Below are 19,913 nucleotides of genomic sequence, written 5' to 3'. Positions count from 1 at the left end.
ACCCACAGCCGGATACGCAACTCCGGCCTCGGTGAACACGTACTCCCAGGCGACGTGCGGCACCCCGGTGATCGGGCGCAGCCAGTGAGGCCGGAGCAGACCGAGCAGGTGTGTCCACAGAGCCTCGGCTCCCGCGACGTCCACCGATGGCGGTGGCAGGATGTCGATCACGCGGGCGTACGGGATCAACCGGGCCTGCTGCCATCGAACCAGCGCCGTACGCGCCAGCACGCCGGCGACCGCCATCATGAGCGCGGTGCCGGAAAGCACCGCGGCGTTCGTCGAGATCAGGCTTGAGAGGTAGTCCCACGCCTGTCGCATGCTTGCCAACGGGTCGTCGAGGAACCGCCCAACGGGAGATAGCCGGGGGCCCGGATTCATACCGACGCTCCGTCGGCTTCGAGGTCGGCGAGCTCGGCGGGATCGGTCGTGCAGATGGTGTGCTCGACGGGAGACGCCAGCGTGCGCAGGGCTACGCGCTGAGAGCCGCAGCTCAGGAGTGCCTCGCCCCGGTCGGCGGCGAGCAGGAACGCCCGCTCGCCCTCCGACAGGCGGAACGCCTGACAGATCTGGTCGATCGCTTGCGGCGCTTGGCGGAGCAGGATCTGGGTGGAGCTGTTGCTGACCACCGCTCGCCCGAGGTCGGATGCGAGGACGTCGGCGGCGTCCTGGGTGACGACGGTGAGGCCGGCCCAGTGTTTTCGCGCGGACTTGGCGAGCCGGTACAGGAACTTGGCGCCTTCCCCGTCGCGCAGAAGCAGCCAGGCCTCGTCGACGATGACGAACCGGCGTTTGCGGACGCGCGAGTCGCTGACGGTCCGCCAGATCGCGTCCAAGGTCAGGAGCGTCGCGACGGTCTTCAGTTCCTCGGGCACGTCGCGCAGAGAGAACACGACGAGGTGGCCGTCGGGTCGGGTGGTGGTGGGCCCGTCGAAGAGGTCTCGGAAGCTTCCGGCGACGTACGGGGCCAGGCGCGCGGCGAGTTCCCGTGCCTTGGGGTCCTCGCTCGCCTCCAGCGTGGCCGCCAGGTCGCGCAGCAGCGGCGCGGGCCGACCCCAGGTGCGTGGGTCCTCGGTGATGCCGACGGCGTTGTATGTGGCGAAGACCGCGCGGTCCAGAGCCGCCCGTGACGCGGGGTCCAGCGAGTCGCCGAGAAGTACGGCGGTCAGGGTGTGCAGGAACAGCGCTCTGCGGGTGAGCGCGTCCATGGTCTTCTCGGAGCCCGACGGCAGGTCGAACGGGTTGAGGCGTACGCCAGGCGCGCCGAGAATGATGCAGGTTCCGCCCACGGCGTTGGCGAGGCGCGTGTACTCGCCTTCGGGGTCGATGACGGCGATCTCGATGCCGGCGTACATCGAGCGGAGTGCTTCCAGCTTTGTGAAGTAGGACTTGCCGGCGCCGGAGCGGGCGATGATCACGGCGTTGTGGTTGTCCAGCGCCCACCGGTCCCAGGTCACCAGGGATGGGGAGGAGGCGTTCGCCCCGTACAGCACCGAGGTGCCGGACAGGGGAGAGGTGAGATCCGGTGAGGTGAAGGGGAAGGCGGCGGCGAGCGCGTGCGTGTCCATCGTCCGCCGGGTGCCCAGGGCGTCGAGCCCGAGGGGCAGTGTGGACGTCCAGCCCTGCAACGTGCGGAAGGTCGCCGGGCGAGCGTCCAGCAGCAGCGATGCCGCCAGCGTACGAACCCGTCTTACCTCCCTCGCCAGCTCGTCTTCGGCGGTCGCGTGGACGGTGATGTAGAGGGCGACGTGGAAGAGCTTGGCGTGCCCGCGCGCGAGACCTGATGCCAGCGCGTGGGCGTCGTCGGCGGCGGCGTCGGCTTCGAAGTCGACCAGCCGTCCCCGCTCGGCGTCCGACCGCGCCGACGATTCGAGACGGGCGAGTTGTTTGCGGAGGCGGTCGGCGGCGACCTGGTTCGGGATCGGCTCGATGTGCAGTGCGACGTCCGTACGGCCGGGGTCGGACAGCAGGGGTTCGAGCCAGCCGGGGCCGACCTCGGCCGGGTAGCCGGTGATCGCGAAGGTGGCGCATACGCCGTCACCGAGGACCAGACTGCGGGCGCCGATATCGACGCCGTCCGGCCCAAGCGGCAGGCCGGGCGTGGCGGCGCGGCGGCGTGTGAACAGACGTCTCATCGGCCCGTGATCACCTCGTCGATGTCGGTGACGGAACACGGCGTCGGGTTGTTCGGGTCGCAGGCGGTGGCGAGTACGGATGCGACCGCGGGCCCGTCGAGTACGCGAGCGTCGATGCCGATCGCGGTCAGGCCTGTGGCGATGTTCTCGGCCTGCCGCAGTGCCGGTCCGCTGTCGGCTTCGCTGGTGGTCTCTGAATCGCGGGCGATGAGGAGGACCTGGTGCCACAACAGCTCTGACCGGGCGGCGAGGTCGGCGAGGAACTCCGCGTGTTCCCGTGCGGCGGCTTCGAGCTGCGGATCGGGGAGCGTGGGTGCGCCGTCGAAGACGCGTTCGGCCAGGGGCACCAGGTTCATGCGCTCGGCGCGCACGAGGATCTGGACTGGCGAGGACAGTCCGTGCAGGCACCGGGCGAACCCGGCGACCATGGCTTCTTGCTCGCCGAAGGTGGCCAGCGCGAAGCTGACCGTCCCGCAGGCGATCATCGTCGCGCCACCGTGGTCGCCCAGCTCGATGAGCCCGTCCGCGCGGAGGCCGGTGACCGGCAGCGCAAGCGGCGCGGGAGGGGTCGGCGCGACGGTGGCGAGGTAGTCCGGAGTCGCCGGTACCTCCCCGGGGATACGTCGTCGGGGCGCCAGATGCTGCTTCACGGCCGCGACGGCGAGGCGATCCAGGCTCAGGCCATCGCGGCGTACGAGCGCGAACGCCACGGCGGCCGAGGCGACCGGCACGCAGCACGCGATGAACACGAGCGGGGGGACGAAATGACGGGTGGCCATGAAGGCTGCCCACAGCACCGCTGCGGTGCCGCTGAGGATGGCGACCTGCCGGGCGGTCAGGCCGGCCAGCACACGGTCCTCGCGATCGATGTCGGCGGGGATACGCGTCGCGTACGGTTCGCGGGTCATCGCTGATCACCTCGTGGCGTCCTGGGACTCTGCGGCGGCGCTCCGCCTTCGCGAGGCGTGGATCTGCGGGGCGGCGGCGCACTCTCGGGCCGCGGACGGGGTCGGCGTCCGGGGTCGAGGTCGGTGAACAGCGGTGGCTGCACCGGTCGAGGCGGAAGGCGGAAGGGCAGGCGGAGCTGTTCGGGGCGCGTCGGCACCGATTCGCCTTGCCGCCAGCGCGGCGGGGCGTCGGCCTTGGGCCGTAGCGGCAACTGGGGCTGGATGCCGCGGTCCGGTATCGGCTTCAGCGGCGGCAGGTTCGGCAGTTCCAGCTGCCGGCCATGCGCAGCCGGCCACCGCAGCGGCAGCTCGGGCTGCACCGACGTTCCGGGACGCGTCGGCGGGTTGGGACCGAGCGGGGGCATCGGCCGAGTGGGACGGGGGCTGGCTGGAGGCATCGGCGGACGTGGCGGTGGGACTGCGCCCTTGCCGCCGCGTGTGCCGGTCAGGGCGCCGGTGACGCGCCGCAGGACAAGGACGGAGAACAGGAAACGAGCCGCGCTGCTGATCGGGTTGCGGCCGAACGCGCCGCGCCACACGGCCTTGGAAACCCAGGACGGCACCCGCGCGAGGATGTAGAGCAGGCAGACGACGAGCAGCAGGTCGACGATGCCCTTCTGGCTGGGGATCCCGACGAGGGGCACCTTGTCGCCGTCCTTGGCCGACAGAACATCGACGGCGCCGGCGAAGACCAGCGATTGAACGACCTGGATCGCGAGCATCCCGGTGATCGCTCGCCACCACAGACGAGCTATGCCGTCGGTCTGCGGCAGCGCGTGGAAGATCAGTGCCAGGGGCGCGGCGATGACCAGCAGCATGGTGACGGTGACCCGCATGATGTAGCCGCCCGCCACCATGAGCGCCAAGACGACCGCGACCAGTGTGATCAGGCCGGACAGCATGCCGAGTGTGGCGATGTTGCCGACGAGGAAGCCCTTGATCACCTCGGCGGCGCCGTGCGGATCGGCATGGGCGGAGCCGTAGTCGATGAACGCGCGCGCCAGAGCGTTGGCGACCTTGATCGCCTGCTCGACGATGAGCTTGCTGCAGTTGGCGGCGAGGAACGCCAGCAGCAGGCGCATGACGATGTCCTTGCTGGCCGTGCCCGGCGCGATGGCCTGGCCGGCCATCAGGAGAATGCCGCCGATGACGACCAGCACGCCGAAGCTCGTGTCGGCGATGGTCTCGCTGACCGACCACAGCGACTGGACGTGCTTCATCGATGGACTGTCCAGATCCGGTGTGGTCAGCAACGTCTTGCCGAAAAAGTCCATGACCGGCGGAATCGCCGACGTCGTGAGGCCGGTGAACCACGAGTCGATCGCCCTGCCGACCTCGCAGCTCACCTCCCACGGAGGGCAACCCACCGGAGGCGGCGATGGCGTGACGACCGGCGTTGGGAGCACACCCCGTCCCACACAATGCGGTATGGGCTCGCCCGGGAAGATCTGCACGCTGGGGCAAGGGCTCGGGCTCGCAGGTGCCGGCGCTTGCGGGTGTGGAGCCGGGGTTGGCGAGGCGGCCGGATCTGGTGCTGGCGGCGCCGCGTGGGCCAGGCCGGTACTCGTGAATAGCGCAGCGGCGGCGATGAGCAGTAGAGAGACCCAGCGGGCGGTATGCCGTCGTGGCATGGTCACGCTCCGACGATTCGTTTGAGGATCTCCACGAGCACCGGAGCCAGCGCCGCGACGCCGTAACCGATCGCGGCGTACTTCAGCGCCTCCTTGGCCTTGCTGACCTCACCCGGGTCGCCTGCCGCGAGCAGCAGCCGCAGACCCCCGACAGTGAGGAACAACGTGGCCAGCGCCACCAGCAGACCGATCAGCCACATCCGCAGGTTGTTGATCACCGTCTTCAAGTCGGCAGGCGCGGCAACGCCTTTTTCTGACGCATATACGGCCGTTGCGGCAACTGCGACGGTCGTGCCTATCGCGGCGGTTATGACCGCAGTACGTGCTAGCCCGTTGAGCCACGCCATCCGAATGCCTCCCCTCCGCAGGCATCTCGCCCGTCGCTATCGCTGGCACCGAATGAAAGAGGCGTCCAGGAGGCGGGAATCGAGCCGATCCCCTTTCTGGTCGGCATGCGTGTTCCGGTGAAGCGGCCGGTGGCCTTCTTCCCGCCCCCTGGATGGCGCCAGTTCCGATGCGCCCTCACTACGAACTGCGAATGAGAAGTCGCCGATCTTCGAAGATCACGACGAACTTTTATCTTCCTTGATCCAGGCGGCCAGTCGCGCCTCAGCCGACTTACGGCGGCACCAGGCAGTGGTGACAGGCAGGCCGAGACGCTGGGCCACGGCACTCAGGGACGTCCCCTCGAGCCGGGAGGCGCCGATTAGTTCGGCTTCCTCGCGCGTGATGACGCCGGCGTTGACCGCGGAGGCGAGCACGAAGTCCGGATGGCCGTCCCACACTGAGGTCAGCGAAGGCTCGGGCAGGGTGTCGAGATCTCGAGTGCGGGCCGCGTAGGCCATGGCGCCGTACCGCATCCGGCGGACCTGGTTGTAGGCCGTCGCTCGCAACTTCGCACAGACCATGGGGCCATCGATGTCGGCTTCGGCGAGGGCCTCGTAGAACGCCGTCACCAGCTCGGAGTCCAGGTCCTCCGGATCGCCGCTGTAGTCGCGGACAAGCCGGGCCGCCGCCGTCCGGAGACCTGGCAGGGCGAGACCGACCGCGACCGTGGGCCAGGGTTCACCGCTGGCGCGGACGAGCCGGACGAGCTCGCGCCACACGACGTCACGGGCCACCGGCTGCAGCAGCGGCAGCAACTCCACCAGCTCCCGGACGCTCATACGGCGGGTCGGCAGCCCATGACCGAGGGTCCGGCCGTTGAGGGCCGGCGCGTCGGCCCGGGAGCAGACTTCGCAGAACGCCTGCGCGGCCCGATCCAACGGTGTGGGACGGTTCCCGTTAACGAATATGGCGTCACTGTTGACAGACACGATGAGCTCCTTCCAGCTCCGGTGAATTCCGGAGCGGGCCCATCTACACATCCGCCATTCGCGGCGCAATCGCGCAGCATCCGTTTGTGCTACGTCCAGCCCAGACGAGTCGCAGACGAAGATCAGGCGAATCAGCGAAATGTGGTCGCCATCGAAATACGAGAAGGCCGGATCGCAGTTCGTTGATGAAGCGGTCGGTGGCCAGGGCCGAGAAGCCTCATGGCCGCACGATCAACCGAAACGAACACGCACGACAGCAGACGCGACAGGGTCCCGCCGGTCACAAAGGCCGGTAGGCGCGCGCGTCCGAGAATCGGATCAATGTGCACCGGCTACGGCGGCCTGGACCTCGCCGCTCGCGCCGTCTACGGCGGGGACATGGGCTGGTGCGCCGAGAACGACGCCCACGCGACAGTCCTGCTGCACCGCCGGTTTCCCGGCGTGCCGAACGTCGGTGACCTGACCGCCGTCGACTGGACCCAGGTCCCGGCCGTGGACATCGTCACCGCCGGCTTCCCATGCCAGGACATCAGCTACGCCGGCCACGGCGCCGGCATCCAGAAGGGAACCCGTAGTGGACTGTGGCTCACCATCGCCGACGCCCTTCGCGTACTACGACCCGGACTCGTCCTGCTGGAGAACGTGGCCGCCTTGCGCACCCGCGGCCTCGCCACGGTACTTGGGGACCTGGCCGCACTCGGGTACGACACGGCATGGACGTGCCTACGCGCCGCCGACGTCGGAGCCCCCCACCGCCGCGACCGCATCTTCATCGCTGCTGCCCACCCCACAAGCCCGCGAATCACGCGGACGGACCTGCCCCCAGCAGCGCCGGAAGGGACGTCACCAGGTGAACCTGTGCGATGTGGCCTGTGCCGACCTGCTGCCCACCCCAAGTGCCTGCAACGCCAACGACGGCGAACGGGTCAGCTCCTGGCTGGGGCGCAGAGCTCGGCAACAACCCAGCCGTTCGATGCCACTCAGTGTGGCCGTACGGCTCCTCCCGACCCCACGTGCCAGCGACGGGACCAAAGGCAGCCCGAACCAGCACGGCTCCAAGGGCGACCTCACGTTGCCCTCCGCGGCGCTTCGAGTCCTGAGCCGGCCGCCGAGGTCGACTGGGGAACCTATGAACCGGCCATCCGCGAGTGGGAAACGATCCTCGGACGATCGGCGCCCCCACCCACCGAACGCGGAACCCGGGGACAGCCCCGCCTGAGCGCCCGCTTCGTCGAGTGGATGATGGGCCTGCCCGCCGGCTGGGTCATCGATCTGCCCCTCACCCGCACCGCCCAGATGCGCCTGCTCGGCAACGGCGTCGTACCGCGGCAGGCCATTGTCGCCTTCCGGAGCCTCGATGCCCAGTTGTACGGCGACACGCCAGGCCCCTGGGGCGCGCCATCGTGATCACACGAACCCGAAACGACTCCGGCGCGGCAGCCGCACGACGATCGTGCGGCAATCCTGCGAAGATCATTCCGGCACGAGCCACCCCCCGTACGGAAGACTTGCGTGAGAGGCATTGCCTCGCCGCGTCGTCGGCGACGTGCCCGCTGTTCGTTTGTCCACAGGATGTGGATAAGCGTGGCGCTAGAGGCGTCATATGACTCCAAGGACGCAAAAGGGCTGCTCAGGGGCTCCTGAATCCGGTTCATCGGCGTACGGTGACGGGCGCGGAATGGATGCGGCGGCGCATGAGGCTGGCGTCACCGAGCCGGGCGCGCCCTCTGTCAGCGGGAGCGACGGCAGTGACGAAGCGCTCAAGGTTCGTGCGGAGTTCGTCGCGGTGAGCGGAAGCGAGGGCGAGGCGTTAGAAGCCGGTCAACTCGCGGTGATCCGGGAGATTCTTCTATGGCAACATCGGCGTACCGATCCACCAGCAGCGGTGGAGTAGCCCGACCGGCGGGGACCGGTGACGTGGTCTTGCCCTGGCGGCGAGGCGATGACGGACCGGATCCGCTCGAAGGGGCGGCCCAGGCGGGGCTACCGGTGCCGGTCGCCTGGCTGGGCCGCACTTCCACGGAAGACCAGCAAGACCCGTCACTCTCCCTCCCCCGACAGTTGCGCAAGTCGCGGCAGGCGCTTCCGGACGGATACGTCATCGTGGCCCACTTCTACGACGTGGAGTCGGGCCGCAAGGAGTTGGACGATCGCGGGCACAGCCGAGCCCATGAGCAGTTCGACATCGCGATCCCACGTGACGGCGGCATCCAGGACCTGCTGGCGGAGGCGGGCCGGCCCGACCGGCGCTTCGTGGCCGTCATCTGCGAATCGATCGACCGTGTCGCTCGCCGCACCTACTTCGGCACGAAGATCGAGTACGAGCTCGAGCAGAACGGCGTGCTGCTCCTGGCGGCCAACGAGCCCATCGTTCCTGCCACCGGAGGCGGTCAGCGGTCCCGGAAGCGAGCCGGGCCGATCCTCACCCGGAGGATCAACCAGGCCATCGCCGAGTGGTACGTCGTCCAGATGCTCGAGCTGTCCTGGGACGGATTCTGCGAGCACACCGAGCAAGGGTGGAACATCGGCCGTCCTCCGTACGGCTATCTGGCCGAAAAACGCCCCCACCCCGTGCCCGCCAGACGGGCGGAAGGCAAGACCAAGACCCGCCTGATCCCCGACCCGGCCAAAGGCCCGACGGTGAGCCTGATCTTCCAGCTACGGGCTCTGCAACGGCTCGGTTATGACGAGATCGCCGATCGGCTGAACACCGACCTCATGCGGCACCTGCCTCCCGAACCGGTCGACCCGCGGCGTGCGGTCGGCCGATGGACGGGTTCCGCCGTCCGCGGCATTCTGGCGAATCCGAAGTACACCGGCCACATGGTGTGGAACCGGCGAGCGAGCAAGAAGGGCGGACGTTGTAATCCGCCCAGCGAGTGGGTCTGGTCACCGCACCCCACCCACGAGCCCTTGGTCACCAAGGAGCTGTTCGAAGCCGCCTCGCCGGTGGCCAAATACCGGCAGGGCTCCCGCACGGGCGGCGGAATCAACCGCCATCCGCAGGCGAAGCGCTCTTACCGGCTGCGCTCCTACGTCACCTGTGACCTCTGCGAGCGGCGCATGTTCGGTAAGACGCGGCGCGCCATCGCCTATCTCGCGTGCGAGCCGCAACGGCAACATCACAAGGGACGCACCGACTGGTACAGCGAACACCCCAAGAGCCTGTGGGTACGCGAAGAGATCCTCTTGGACGCGGTTCGGAACTTCTTCGCCGAGCGGATCTTCGGCCCGGACCGTCAACGGCACCTTCGCGCCCAGCTTCAGCGTTCCGCCAAGGACCAAAGCGACGACCGCGCGGCTGACCGACGTAAGCAGCTCACCCAGGAACTCGCTGGGCTCCAACTCCGCCAGGACAACCTCATCGACCAACTGGAGAACTTCGAAGCCACCAGCGATGACGACGCCGACCGGGAGTACCGGCAAACCATCCAACGACGCTTCGCCGAGCTCACCACCACCCGGCGCACAAAGCAGGCCGAACTCGACCAGATCAACGCGGACACCCCGCCAGCCTGCGACGACGCCGACCTACTCGATCAGATCCCTCGGCTGCACGCCGATCTGACCGAACTTCCCGAAGGCCTCGAACGTAAGCTCTACGACGCCTTCCACCTGAAGGTCCGCTACAACCGGACCCGGCACGAAGCCACGATCCAGGTGGCGATCCGGGAAGACACGATCATGATGCTCACCAAAGCCACACAGAGCAGCCAGGGCGCAGGGGAAGATGGATCAGCGAAACGCGATCTCTTGTTCCCATCTTCTGGGCGCCCCCTGCAGGATTCGAACCTGCGCACCCGGCTCCGGAGGCCGGTGCTCTATCCCCTGAGCTAAGGGGGCTCAGGACGCCTAGAGATTATCAGTATCCCGGCACCGCTCGCGCCGGTCCCGGGTGGGAGTCGTTCGGCCGGGCTGGTCGTCGACCACGTGGGGGTTTCGGTCGGTCGTCCCCCCGATAACGATGATGCCGCACGTTGCCGTTCTCCGCGTGTCCCGGGCCGTGGAACCGCTAGCTTTGCGGCCGTGACCCTTGGACGCGTGCTGGTCGTCGATGACGACGAGGTGATCCGGCAGCTCATCGCCGTGAACCTTCAACTGGAGGGGTTCGAGGTGGCGACGGCTGTCGACGGTCAGGACTGCTTGGATAAGGTGCGCGAGGTCGATCCCGATGTGATCACGCTCGACATCATGATGCCCCGGCTCGACGGCTGGGTCACCGCGGTGAAGCTTCGGGAGGATCCCGACACGCAGGGCATCAGGGTTGTGATGATCACGGCGCGGGCGCAGGAGCATGACATTCGCCGGGGGAGCGAGATCGGGGTGGACGCCTACGTCACCAAGCCGTTCGACCCCTCCGAGCTGATCCGTACGGTCCGTGAGCTGGCCGGCGCGGGCCCCAGCCCGGACGACGCCGGATGATCTTTGCGGCCCTCTCCTGTCCACATGCTGGTCAGATAGTCTCGTACGCGTGACCCCGGGTAGCCTCGCGCACGTGAACCCGGGTGAGTTGAGCAATGCCGTCATCGCCGCCGTACGTGACGCGGTCGCCGATGGCGACATCAGCGTGCCCATTCCGGAGAAGGCGCCGGTCGAGGCGACCGCCACGGGGGACTACGCCACGCCGCTTCCGCTGCGGCTCGCCAGGGTCGCGGGGCGGTCCGCGCCCGAGGTGGCGGCGATCCTCGCCAAGCATGTCGCCAAGCGGCCCGGGGTTCGTACCGCCAGGACGACCGGGCCCGGCTTTCTCACCATCACCATGGACACGCCGCTCACCGCCCGGATCGATGAGTCCTACGGCCTGATGGCCGTCCCGCAGGCCGAACGCTGGCCCACGCGGCCGCTGACCTTCGACAACCCCGGCTTTCGCGTCCGGTTCGCGTACGCGCGCGCCAGCGGGGTCCGGCGGCATGCCGTCGATCTGGGGCTGCGGGAGGATCTGGGGCTGCGGGAGACGGACGGTCCGCTGGACGACCCCCGCGAACGGCTGCTGATCGGGCTCCTCGCGGACTTTCCCGGCCGGGCGGAGCAGGCGGCGCGGCAGGATGATCCGCGCCCCTTCACCCGGCACCTCGAACGGATCGCCGACGCATACCACGACGTCCATGAGCAGTGCCCCGCGTTGCCCAGGGGTGACGAGCCCATCAACGCACGGCACACCGCGCGGCTGGGTCTGGCCCGCGCGGTGCGGATCGTGTTGGGAAACGGCCTGCGGATGCTCGGGGAGATGCCGGACGACCGCCTGTGAACGCAGACCGCCTGTGAGCGTTACGGAGAGATCATGAGTCGAGTGCACCCGGCCGGTCCCCGGCATGCCGACGTGCTGCCGGAGGACCACCCGCTGCCCCCGCCGCGCGACCTCAACGCGCTCGCGGCCGGTGTCTGGCCGCGCAACGCCCGGCGAGACGACGGCGCCCTGACGATCGGCGGGGTGGACGTTCGCGACCTCGCGGGGGAGTACGGCACGCCGCTGTACGTCTACGACGAAGAGGACTTCCGGTCCCGGTGCCGCGAGTTCGCCGGCGCCTTCAGCGACGGTGACGTCTACTACGCGGGCAAGGCCTTCCTGAGTACGGAGATCGCCCGGTGGGTGGCCGAAGAGGGCCTGGGCCTGGACGTCTGTACGGGAGGTGAGCTGGCGATCGCGCGGCACGCCGGGTTCCCGGTCGAGCGCATCGCCTTCCACGGCAACAACAAGTCCACCGCCGAGCTCACGCGCGCCCTCGAGGCAGGGGTGGGCCACATCGTGCTCGACTCCTTCGAGGAGATCGCGCGGCTGGGCTACCTCGCCGAGGAGAGGCACGTACGACCCAAGGTGATGATCCGCGTCACCACGGGGGTCGAGGCGCACACGCACGAGTTCATCGCGACGGCGCACGACGACCAGAAGTTCGGGTTCGCGCGGGAGACCGCGCTGGAGGCGGCCCGCCGCGTGCAGGAGATCGACTCGCTGGAGCTGGTCGGCCTGCACTCCCACATCGGCTCGCAGATCTTCGACACCGACGGCTTCGAGCTGGCCGCCCACCGCGTCGTGGACCTGCTGGTCGCGATCCGCGACGAGCACGGCGTCGAGCTGCCCGAGCTGGACCTCGGCGGCGGTTACGGCATCGCCTACCTGGAGGGCGACGACCCGCTCGACCCCAAGCACATCGCCGACAACCTGCGCGGCATCATCACCCGCAACTGCCGGGAGCGGGGCCTGACGGTGCCGCGGCTGACCGTGGAGCCGGGCCGTACGATCGCCGGGCCCGGCGGCATCACGCTGTACGAGGTCGGCACGGTCAAGCCGCTCGACGGGCTCCGCACGTACGTTTCGGTCGACGGCGGCATGAGCGACAACATCCGCACGGCGCTGTACGGCGCGGAGTACACCAGCGTGCTCGCCTCGCGGCGCTCCGACGCGGCCCCGATGCTCAGCCGCATGGTCGGCAAGCACTGCGAGAGCGGCGACATGGTCGTGCGCGACCTGTGGCTGCCGGAGGACCTCGCCCCCGGCGACCTCGTCGCGGTGGCGGCCACCGGCGCGTACTGCCGCTCGCTCGCCAACAACTACAACCACGTGCCGAAGCCGGCGGTCGCGGCCGTGCGCGACGGGCGGTCCCGGCTCATCCTCCGCCGCGAGACCGAGGAGGACCTGCTGCGCCTGGAGGTCTCGCCATGAGCGAACGCGGTGAGCGGATCGACCGGCGCGCAAGCGAACATCGTGGGCGAATCGGCGGCGTGGTCACCTCTCCGGCGAAGGAGGGCGCATGACCGGCTTGAGGATCGCGCTGCTGGGGTGCGGCACCGTCGGCACCGAGGTCGTGCGCCTGCTGCGTGAGCAGGCCGACGACCTCGCCGCCCGGGTCGGCGTCCCGCTGGAGCTGGCCGGCATCGCCGTGCGGCGGCTCGACAAGCGCCGCGAGGGCGCCCCGGCCGAGCTGCTCACCACCGACGCCGAGGGCCTGGTGACCAGCGACGACGTGGACATCGTGGTGGAGGTGATCGGCGGGATCGAGCCCGCGCGCGGGCTCCTCCTCGCCGCCATGAAGGCCGGAAAGTCGGTCGTCACGGCGAACAAGGCGCTGCTGGCCGAGGACGGTGCGACGCTGTTCGGCGCGGCGCGGGAGTACGGCACCGACATCTACTACGAGGCGTCCGTCGCCGGGGCGATCCCGCTGCTGCGTCCGCTGCGCGAGTCGCTGGTCGGCGATCACGTCCACCGGGTCATGGGCATCGTCAACGGGACGACTAATTACATCCTCGACCAGATGGACACCTCCGGAGCCGGGTTCGCCGAGGCCCTGAACGAGGCGCAGGCGCTCGGCTATGCGGAGGCGGACCCGACCGCCGACGTCGAGGGCTTCGACGCGGCGGCCAAGGCCGCGATCCTGGCCCAGCTCGCCTTCCACACGCGTGTCACCGCCGCCGATGTGCACCGCGAGGGCATCGCCGACGTGACCTCCGCGGACATCGCCAGCGCCAAGGCGATGAACTGCGTGGTCAAGCTCCTGGCGATCTGCGAGCGCGTGCCGTCGGCGGAGCACCGCTCCGGGCGCGGCGTCTCGGTCCGCGTGCACCCGGTGATGATCCCGCGCTCGCATCCGCTGGCGAGCGTCCGCGAGGCGTACAACGCCGTGTTCGTGGAGGCTGAGTCGGCCGGCTCGCTGATGTTCTACGGTGCGGGCGCCGGTGGTGCGCCGACCGCGAGCGCCGTGCTCGGCGACCTCGTCGCGGTCGCCCGCAACCGCGTGTACGGCACCCGCGGGCCGGCGGAGTCGACCTACGCCGAGCTGCCCGTGCTCCCGATGGCCGACACGGTGACCCGCTATCACGTGGCGCTGGACGTGGCCGACCGCTCCGGCGTGCTCGCCCGGGTCGCCGACGAGTTCGCCGAGAACGACGTGTCGATCCAGGCCGTACGCCAGGAGGGGTACGGCGAGGAGGCGCAGCTCGTCATCGTCACCCATCGGGCGCCCGACGGCGCGCTGTCGGCCACCATCGAGCGCCTGCGCGACCTGGAGATCGTCCGCGCGGTCGCCAGTGTGATGCGCGTCGAGGGTGACGACTGATCCGGGATAGGCGAGGCGACGAGCCCGAGCGGGTGAACACGCGATGGCCGAGAGCACGGCGGCACGGGACGGGGCGGTGCCGGTCCTGGCGCTGCCGATCGCGGCGCTGCGCCTCGCCGCGGGCTCCTTCGTGCCGCTGGCCATCTGGTTCGGCGCCGGCGCGATCCCGCGTTACCTGCTGATTCGGGCGATCTCCGAGCTCGGTCACGGCGACGGCACCGGGCTCCGGCGGGCGCTCGTCCTGCTGCTGCTCAGCGTCGTCGTGCTGACCTCACTGGTCGTCACGATCGGGATGATGTTCACGCTGGGCCGCCGCCTGGCGGTGATCAAGGACCCCGACGAGCGGTACGTCGCGGCGATCGGCCGCACGCTGTTCCCGTTCGTGCTGATCTACCTCGGCTGGAACCTCTACACCGACGACCTGCGCGAGGTGCTGCGGGCGGACGCGCAGCGGCTCGCCGACGCCGGCGACTATCTGCGCGTCGGCGACATCCTCGACGTGTCGATCCCGGTGGCGCTCGCGGTGGCCGCCGTCGCGTGGGGCCTGCGTGTCCTGGCCGAACGCCGGTACGAGAGCGAGCAGGGCCGCGTCCTCGGCGTGCTCGTCGCGTTCTTCGAGGTCAACTTCACGCTCTACACGCTGTATTCGATCGTCCAGCTCGCGCGGGTGGTGCAGCACTGGATCACCGGCCGCGTCTTCTGGCACGCCCTCACGGGACACGTGGGCCTGCCGGACGGCGGTCCGGTCGAGGACGCCCTCATCCTGCCGCTGGTCTGGCTCGCCATCGCGGCCGTCGTGTACGGCCTTGAGCGGCGCGACCGCGAGGCGATCGAGGGAACACCGCTGGAGGGTCTCGCCGACCGGCTCACCGGGCGCCCGCGACGGCTCGCGGAGATGGCCGGCCGTGGCGTGCGGGAGAAATACGTGCCGGTGGCCCACGCGGTGCGGCTGGTGTTCCGCGCGGGCGCACCGGTGTTCGCGTGGTTCTGCCTCTGCTATGTGGCGATCGGCGCGCTCATGGACCGCGTGCAGCGCGGCGTGCTCGCGCTCGTCGGCACCGATCACACCGTGCGGTTCTGGAACCTCGTGCTCACGCCGGTGGAGTACGGCCACCGGCTGGTCTACGAGGTGCTCAGGCTGGCCCTGCTGGCCGCCATGTTCGACCTGGTCATGCGGAGGGCCGGCGCAGGAACACCAGCTCCGGACCGCCCAGAGCCGGAGACAGATCCTGATGCCGGTGCCGCATGACGAGCTCGAACGAGCCGACCGCCCGGCTCGGCACCAGCCCCATGACGTACGCCGGGTCGTGGCCGCCGCGGTAGATCGTCGTGTGCCACTCGTACGCGGTCCAGCGGTGTCCCGCGCGGTCGCGCAGCGCGAAGTCGATGTCGATGTCGCGGGGCTTGTCGGTGAGCGGTTCGGCCTTGAGCGTGGCGAGGACGAGGGTCTCGCCGGGCCGGGCCGGAGCGTCGATGCCGTCCGGGGGCAGGTCGCCGGGCTTCAGCACGGCCCGGCCATAGGAGATCAGCGTCCAGCGGATCCGCTGGAAGACGGCGGGCCGCCCGGGCGCCACCGTACGGGTGTGGCCGCCGGGGACGTCCTGGCGATAGTGCCTCCACTCCGCACGGAACGGCAGGAGGATCGCGACGGACGTCACCGCCAGCAGGGCCAGGATCCGCGCCGCGTGCTTCACGACGCCTCCGGCAACCCGTACCCGGTGGCCGCCGTACGGGTCAGCCGGGTGGCGTCGGCGGCGGAGATGTCCAGGTCGACGCGGGCCTCGGCGCTGAAGCGCACCGGGTCGTCGCGGTAGTGGCCGAACGCCGCGTCCTCGGTGTCGCGGTCGGACAGCACGAACCGCGCACCCGCCAGCGCGCCCGGTGGCACGTCGAACACATAGCAGCCCCGCCGTGGCATGCCCGGCTGGAACCGTACGTACCCCAGCGTGGTCACCCGCGGTGCGATGAGCCCGCTGCCGCCCAGCTTGTCGGTCAGGGCGTAGTGGCCGTATCGCGTGTCGAGCCGGGCCGCCGCGACGTACTCGGGCGAACGCCGGACCGCGACGGTGGCGATCACGACGACGAAGACGCCGTTCGCCGGGATGACCTGCGGCCTGGCGCCGTACGGGCCCTCCGGTACCCGGATGGTGCGGGCCGTGACGACCTGCTCCACCTGGACGGTGAAGCGCGGCTCGGTGACCATCCGGCCGATCTTCCCGTTCCGTACGAACGGCCCGTACGCCCGGTCGTAGCTCCAGTGTCCCGCCTGCAACGCCACCGCCGCGCCGGCCAGCGCGACGGCGAGCAGGATCGACCACAGGCGTCTCATCGCCGCACCGGCAGCGTGACGTCGGCGACCAGCACCGGGATGATCTGCGCGACGCGGCCCGATCGGTGCGTGACGGGGTCGCGTTCGAGCCTCGTCGTGTAGCGGCGCGCCTGGTAGGACCAGTACCCGCGCGGGTCGACGATGCCCGCGTCGGTGTGCCGGTAGCCGGCCAGCGCCACCGTGATGTGGTCCGGCACGACCGTCGCGGCGGCCAGTTCGTACTGGACGGCGACGTACGTCGGCAGCCGTGGCTGGAGCGAGCGGAACAGCGTGTTCCCGGCGATGGCCTGGGCGTCGGTGAGTCGCGGGCGGGGGCCGTCGCGCGTGTCCCAGCGCAGGAACACGCCGTGGGCGAAGACGTCGTCGTCCGTCCCGGACATCGTGCCGACCGTCTCACGCGTGGGGTTGGTGACCCAGGCATTGATCACCAGTAATCTGCGGGCGGCGGTGAACCTCGTCTTCGGGAACGTCGTGACGTGGGCGCCGACGAGCCGGGTGCGGAACAGCCGCTGGTCGACCTCCTGCCCGGGGCGTACGGTCGCGGGCGTGCCGGCCGCGCGCAGGCCGCCGGTCAGCCAGAGTGCACACGCCCCCGCGACGACGACCAGCGTGGCGGAGGCGACGATACGTGCTCGGGGGCGCACGAGGCACAATGATAGATACTCCCCCGATTCCAGCATCTGGAACGACGTGAGACATGCGGCCCGTCGCCTCTAGACTCGGCGTACGGTCATCGCAGGTCAGCAGGAGGGAACACCGTGACCAAGGCATGGCGGGGGATCATCGAGGAGTACCGTGACCGGCTTCCGGTGACGGCCGACACGCCCGTCATCACCCTGCTCGAGGGCGGCACGCCGCTGCTGCCCGCACCACGGTTGTCCCAGCTCACCGGCTGTGACGTCTACCTCAAGGTCGAGGGCGCCAACCCGACCGGCTCCTTCAAGGACCGGGGCATGACGGTGGCGATCAGCCGGGCGGCCCAGGACGGCGCCAAGGCGATCATCTGTGCCTCGACGGGCAACACCTCCGCCTCGGCCGCCGCGTACGCGGTGCGGGCCGGCATGGTGTGCGCGGTGCTGGTGCCCCAGGGCAAGATCGCGATGGGCAAGCTGGCCCAGGCGCTGGTGCACGGAGCCCGGCTCCTGCAGATCGACGGAAACTTCGACGACTGCCTGGAGCTCGCGCGCAAGCTGTCCGCCGACTACCCGGTCGCCCTGGTCAACTCGGTGAACCGCTATCGGCTCGAAGGGCAGAAGAGCGCCGCGTTCGAGATCGTCGACACGCTCGGCGCCGCCCCCGACGTGCACTGCCTGCCCGTCGGCAACGCCGGGAACATCTCCGCATACTGGATGGGATACCAGGAGTGCGACACGCGTCCGCGCATGTTCGGCTTCCAGGCCGCGGGCGCCGCGCCGATCGTGCGCGGCGAGCCCGTGCTGAAGCCGCAGACCATCGCGACCGCGATCCGCATCGGCCACCCCGCCTCGTGGGACCTCGCCGTACGCGCGCGCGATGAGTCCGGCGGCGCGATCGAGGCCGTGACCGACCGGCAGATCCTCGCCGCCTACCGCCTGCTCGCCCGCGAGGAGGGCGTCTTCGTCGAGCCCGCGTCCGCGGCCAGTGTCGCGGGCCTGCTGCAGGCCCGCGAAGAGGAGCTCGTATCCACGGGCCGGCGGGTCGTCTGCACGGTGACGGGCAACGGCCTGAAGGACCCCGACTGGGCGATCTCGGGTGCGCCCGCGCCGATGACCGTGCCGGTCGACGCCCACGCCGCGGCCTCGGCGCTGGAACTCACGTGAGCGAGCGGACCGACGAGCACGGCAGGCAGGTCGTACGGGTCCGGGTGCCGGCCACCAGCGCCAACCTCGGTCCCGGTTTCGACACCCTCGGCCTGGCCCTCGGCCTGTACGACGACGTCGAGGTGGAGGTGGCCGGATCCGGCCTGTCGATCGAGGTCAGCGGCGAGGGGGAGGAGACCGCCGGGCGCGGCGCGGACCATCTGATCGCGCGCACGTTCCGCGCGGCGTACGAACGGCTCGGCGGCGAACTCCCCGGGCTGCGGATCCGTTGCGTCAACCGCATCCCGCACGCGCGCGGGCTCGGCTCGTCGTCGGCGGCCACGATCGCCGGCATCGTCGCCGCGCGGGCCCTGCACCCCGCCGGAGAGAAGTTCACCGACGATGACGTCCTGGCGCTCGCGACGGACGTCGAAGGGCACCCCGACAACGTCGCGCCCTGCCTCGCCGGCGGCCTCACCATCGCCTGGCAGACCCCCGGGGGAGCCCGGCTGACCAGGATGGACGTGTCATCGCGCGTACGGCCGGTGGCGCTCGTACCCGACGTGCGCCTCACCACCGAACGCGCACGCGGCCTGCTGCCCGGCACCGTGCCGCACGCCGACGCCGCGGCGAACGCCGGCCGCGCGGCGCTGCTGGTCGCGGCGCTGACCGCGACGCCCGGACTCCTCCTCGACGCGACCGAGGACCGGCTGCACCAGTCCTACCGCGCACCCGCCATGCCCGCGTCGCTCGACCTGGTCGAGCGGCTGCGCGCCAAGGGCGTGGCGGCGGTGGTGTCCGGGGCCGGGCCGACGGTCCTCGCGCTCACCTTTCGCGCCGGCGAAGTTGATTCAATCAGCGCGGAAGTGGGTACTTCGTGGCACATACACCCGCTGGATGTGGCCCCCCATGGCGCATGCGTCCAGCCGATTCATCAGTGACACGCGACATCGACCTCTGGGGAATAGCAGTGTGCCCAGGTGATGTTAGGCTAAGTGCCGCACCAGATGCCCCGCTCGGGGGCGTGGGCTCGTCGGCCACTCCGGCTTATGCCGACCGCGTAACGCGGATGTGGTTCCCCGGCACCGAAACCGCTCGTCGTTCATTGTTCCGGCAAAGCTTCGGACGTAACGGGATCGGGGATCAGATCCGGCGACCTGCCTCCACCATCTGGCTGTGGCCAGAACTCTTCGCCGATCAACCGAAGATCAGCAGAGCTCGAATGATCCGGCGCCCCCGCCGGTTCGCACTACCGGGTTGCCTGGCCGACGGCGGCCACACCCGCTCCCTGGGAAGGACCCTTAGTGAGCGAATCCACCGAACTCCTCACGGACGCAGCGACCACAGCGCCTGATACCACCCCTGCCGAGCAGACGGCTCCCGCTCCGCGGCGTCGCCGCAGCGGCACGGGCCTGTCGGCCATGGTGCTCCCCGAGTTGAAGGCGCTCGCCTCCAGCCTCGGCATCAGCGGCACGGGCGGCATGCGTAAGAGCCAGCTCATCGCTGCCATCCAGGAGAAGCAGGCGCAGAACGCCGGCGGCGGTGACCAGGCGACGGCGCCGAAGGCGGCGCCCAAGAACGAGGGCGAGGCCGGCGAGACCGCCGGCCAGGCCAAGGCGGCTCCCGCCGAGGCCGAGCACGGCGAGTCCCAGCAGCCCCGGCGTGAGCGGGCATCCCGGCGCGACGACGCCGGCTCGCAGCAGGGCCAGCAGCAGGAGACCAAGAC

21 protein-coding genes, 1 tRNA gene and 1 pseudogene are annotated in these 19,913 nt (G+C 70.0%); 12 read left to right on the top strand and 11 right to left on the bottom strand.

The features are described from left to right. The first annotated feature begins 160 nt into the window (after positions 1–160). Positions 161–304 (top strand): hypothetical protein, encoded by a 144-nt coding sequence (locus tag ACFFNX_RS02895; RefSeq protein ID WP_378194586.1) that lies wholly within the window; start codon positions 161–163, stop codon positions 302–304. Positions 305–377: 73 nt separating this feature from the next. On the opposite strand, the gene ACFFNX_RS02890 is transcribed toward ACFFNX_RS02895, so the two are convergent. The 5 genes from ACFFNX_RS02890 to ACFFNX_RS02870 all read right to left on the bottom strand — a co-directional run bounded on the left by ACFFNX_RS02890 (position 378) and on the right by ACFFNX_RS02870 (position 6,098). Further along, the gene (locus tag ACFFNX_RS02890; protein ID WP_378194583.1) at positions 378–2,135 is read right to left on the bottom strand and encodes a VirB4 family type IV secretion system protein; all 1,758 of its coding nucleotides are present in this window, start codon (positions 2,133–2,135) and stop codon (positions 378–380) included. Then, positions 2,132–3,043 (bottom strand): PrgI family protein, encoded by a 912-nt coding sequence (locus tag ACFFNX_RS02885; protein WP_378194580.1) that lies wholly within the window; start codon positions 3,041–3,043, stop codon positions 2,132–2,134. The genes ACFFNX_RS02890 and ACFFNX_RS02885 overlap by 4 nt, the downstream gene beginning before the upstream one ends. Beyond that, the gene (locus ACFFNX_RS02880) at positions 3,040–4,428 is read right to left on the bottom strand and encodes a hypothetical protein (RefSeq protein WP_378194577.1); all 1,389 of its coding nucleotides are present in this window, start codon (positions 4,426–4,428) and stop codon (positions 3,040–3,042) included. Before ACFFNX_RS02880 ends, ACFFNX_RS02885 begins: the two co-directional genes overlap by 4 nt. 287 nt (positions 4,429–4,715) lie before the next feature. Continuing rightward, the gene (locus tag ACFFNX_RS02875) at positions 4,716–5,060 is read right to left on the bottom strand and encodes a pilin (protein WP_378194571.1); all 345 of its coding nucleotides are present in this window, start codon (positions 5,058–5,060) and stop codon (positions 4,716–4,718) included. Positions 5,061–5,276: 216 nt separating this feature from the next. After that, positions 5,277–6,098, bottom strand: a complete 822-nt coding sequence (locus ACFFNX_RS02870) for a hypothetical protein (protein ID WP_378194568.1) — start codon at positions 6,096–6,098, stop codon at positions 5,277–5,279. A gap of 252 nt (positions 6,099–6,350) precedes the next feature. On the opposite strand from ACFFNX_RS02870, the gene ACFFNX_RS02865 reads away from it, so the two are divergent. Both ACFFNX_RS02865 and ACFFNX_RS02860 read left to right on the top strand, forming a co-directional pair. Beyond that, positions 6,351–7,436 carry a DNA cytosine methyltransferase gene (locus tag ACFFNX_RS02865; RefSeq protein ID WP_378194565.1) on the top strand — a complete coding sequence of 362 codons (1,086 nt, stop codon included), beginning with the start codon at positions 6,351–6,353 and terminating at the stop codon, positions 7,434–7,436. Between the two features lie 271 nt (positions 7,437–7,707). Beyond that, on the top strand, positions 7,708–7,923 hold the full coding sequence (locus ACFFNX_RS02860; protein ID WP_378194562.1) for a hypothetical protein: 216 nt from the start codon (positions 7,708–7,710) through the stop codon (positions 7,921–7,923). A 146-nt stretch (positions 7,924–8,069) separates the two neighbouring features. On the opposite strand, the gene ACFFNX_RS02855 is transcribed toward ACFFNX_RS02860, so the two are convergent. Beyond that, a complete protein-coding gene (locus ACFFNX_RS02855) occupies positions 8,070–8,543 on the bottom strand; it encodes a hypothetical protein (protein WP_378194560.1) in 474 nt (157 codons plus the stop codon). Between ACFFNX_RS02855 and ACFFNX_RS02850 the strand changes: the two are divergent. After that, positions 8,499–8,912 (top strand): annotated as a pseudogene (locus ACFFNX_RS02850) (recombinase family protein); the annotation flags it as partial. The gene ACFFNX_RS02855 and the pseudogene ACFFNX_RS02850 overlap by 45 nt on opposite strands. 6 nt (positions 8,913–8,918) lie before the next feature. Here the strand turns inward: ACFFNX_RS02850 and ACFFNX_RS02845 are convergent. Beyond that, a complete protein-coding gene (locus ACFFNX_RS02845; protein ID WP_378194557.1) occupies positions 8,919–9,464 on the bottom strand; it encodes a hypothetical protein in 546 nt (181 codons plus the stop codon). A 336-nt stretch (positions 9,465–9,800) separates the two neighbouring features. Beyond that, positions 9,801–9,872: transfer RNA gene (locus ACFFNX_RS02840), tRNA-Arg, on the bottom strand. Between the two features lie 198 nt (positions 9,873–10,070). On the opposite strand from ACFFNX_RS02840, the gene ACFFNX_RS02835 reads away from it, so the two are divergent. From ACFFNX_RS02835 to ACFFNX_RS02815, 5 genes are all read left to right on the top strand, one after another. Further along, positions 10,071–10,451 carry a response regulator transcription factor gene (locus ACFFNX_RS02835; RefSeq protein WP_378194639.1) on the top strand — a complete coding sequence of 127 codons (381 nt, stop codon included), beginning with the start codon at positions 10,071–10,073 and terminating at the stop codon, positions 10,449–10,451. Positions 10,452–10,500: 49 nt separating this feature from the next. Then, positions 10,501–11,277 (top strand): DALR anticodon-binding domain-containing protein, encoded by a 777-nt coding sequence (locus ACFFNX_RS02830; RefSeq protein ID WP_378194554.1) that lies wholly within the window; start codon positions 10,501–10,503, stop codon positions 11,275–11,277. Positions 11,278–11,310: 33 nt separating this feature from the next. Continuing rightward, on the top strand, positions 11,311–12,690 hold the full coding sequence (gene lysA / locus ACFFNX_RS02825; protein ID WP_378194551.1) for a diaminopimelate decarboxylase: 1,380 nt from the start codon (positions 11,311–11,313) through the stop codon (positions 12,688–12,690). A gap of 88 nt (positions 12,691–12,778) precedes the next feature. Further along, a complete protein-coding gene (locus ACFFNX_RS02820) occupies positions 12,779–14,080 on the top strand; it encodes a homoserine dehydrogenase (protein ID WP_378194548.1) in 1,302 nt (433 codons plus the stop codon). A 43-nt stretch (positions 14,081–14,123) separates the two neighbouring features. Further along, a complete protein-coding gene (locus tag ACFFNX_RS02815) occupies positions 14,124–15,329 on the top strand; it encodes a hypothetical protein (protein ID WP_378194545.1) in 1,206 nt (401 codons plus the stop codon). Here the strand turns inward: ACFFNX_RS02815 and ACFFNX_RS02810 are convergent. Genes ACFFNX_RS02810 through ACFFNX_RS02800 form a run of 3 tightly spaced genes read right to left on the bottom strand, consistent with a single transcriptional unit; the run spans position 15,250 to position 17,053 of the window. Continuing rightward, entirely contained in the window at positions 15,250–15,774 is a 525-nt protein-coding gene (locus tag ACFFNX_RS02810; protein WP_378194542.1) for a hypothetical protein, read from the bottom strand. The two genes, ACFFNX_RS02815 and ACFFNX_RS02810, sit on opposite strands and share 80 nt — an antisense overlap. Next, the gene (locus ACFFNX_RS02805; RefSeq protein ID WP_378194539.1) at positions 15,771–16,409 is read right to left on the bottom strand and encodes a hypothetical protein; all 639 of its coding nucleotides are present in this window, start codon (positions 16,407–16,409) and stop codon (positions 15,771–15,773) included. Before ACFFNX_RS02805 ends, ACFFNX_RS02810 begins: the two co-directional genes overlap by 4 nt. Continuing rightward, positions 16,406–17,053 carry a hypothetical protein gene (locus tag ACFFNX_RS02800; RefSeq protein WP_378194536.1) on the bottom strand — a complete coding sequence of 216 codons (648 nt, stop codon included), beginning with the start codon at positions 17,051–17,053 and terminating at the stop codon, positions 16,406–16,408. Before ACFFNX_RS02800 ends, ACFFNX_RS02805 begins: the two co-directional genes overlap by 4 nt. 114 nt (positions 17,054–17,167) lie before the next feature. Here ACFFNX_RS02800 and thrC point away from each other — a divergent pair, with 114 nt between their 5' ends. From thrC to ACFFNX_RS02785, 3 genes are all read left to right on the top strand, one after another. After that, on the top strand, positions 17,168–18,208 hold the full coding sequence (gene thrC / locus ACFFNX_RS02795) for a threonine synthase (protein WP_378194533.1): 1,041 nt from the start codon (positions 17,168–17,170) through the stop codon (positions 18,206–18,208). Beyond that, entirely contained in the window at positions 18,205–19,128 is a 924-nt protein-coding gene (gene thrB / locus ACFFNX_RS02790) for a homoserine kinase (protein ID WP_378194530.1), read from the top strand. The genes thrC and thrB overlap by 4 nt, the downstream gene beginning before the upstream one ends. A gap of 363 nt (positions 19,129–19,491) precedes the next feature. Beyond that, positions 19,492–19,913 (top strand): Rho termination factor N-terminal domain-containing protein (locus tag ACFFNX_RS02785; RefSeq protein ID WP_378194527.1); only part of this gene is annotated, 422 nt, incomplete at its 3' end.

The sequence above is a fragment of the Actinoallomurus acaciae genome, from assembly GCF_042429965.1.
In the GTDB taxonomy this organism is placed as follows: domain Bacteria; phylum Actinomycetota; class Actinomycetes; order Streptosporangiales; family Streptosporangiaceae; genus Actinoallomurus; species Actinoallomurus acaciae.
The sequence above is the reverse complement of the archived record's forward strand: the minus strand, read 5'-3'. Positions and strand labels throughout refer to the sequence as shown.

Coding starts and splice junctions, on each gene's coding strand:
- ACFFNX_RS02860 (WP_378194562.1), top strand. CDS start 7,708: ATGGATGCGGCGGCGCATGAGGCTGGCGTCACCGAGCCGGGCGCGCCC.
- ACFFNX_RS02890 (WP_378194583.1), bottom strand. CDS start 2,135: ATGAGACGTCTGTTCACACGCCGCCGCGCCGCCACGCCCGGCCTGCCG.
- ACFFNX_RS02885 (WP_378194580.1), bottom strand. CDS start 3,043: ATGACCCGCGAACCGTACGCGACGCGTATCCCCGCCGACATCGATCGC.
- ACFFNX_RS02895 (WP_378194586.1), top strand. CDS start 161: ATGTCGATCACGCGGGCGTACGGGATCAACCGGGCCTGCTGCCATCGA.
- ACFFNX_RS02875 (WP_378194571.1), bottom strand. CDS start 5,060: ATGGCGTGGCTCAACGGGCTAGCACGTACTGCGGTCATAACCGCCGCG.
- ACFFNX_RS02805 (WP_378194539.1), bottom strand. CDS start 16,409: ATGAGACGCCTGTGGTCGATCCTGCTCGCCGTCGCGCTGGCCGGCGCG.
- lysA (WP_378194551.1), top strand. CDS start 11,311: ATGAGTCGAGTGCACCCGGCCGGTCCCCGGCATGCCGACGTGCTGCCG.
- ACFFNX_RS02815 (WP_378194545.1), top strand. CDS start 14,124: ATGGCCGAGAGCACGGCGGCACGGGACGGGGCGGTGCCGGTCCTGGCG.
- ACFFNX_RS02820 (WP_378194548.1), top strand. CDS start 12,779: ATGACCGGCTTGAGGATCGCGCTGCTGGGGTGCGGCACCGTCGGCACC.
- ACFFNX_RS02865 (WP_378194565.1), top strand. CDS start 6,351: ATGTGCACCGGCTACGGCGGCCTGGACCTCGCCGCTCGCGCCGTCTAC.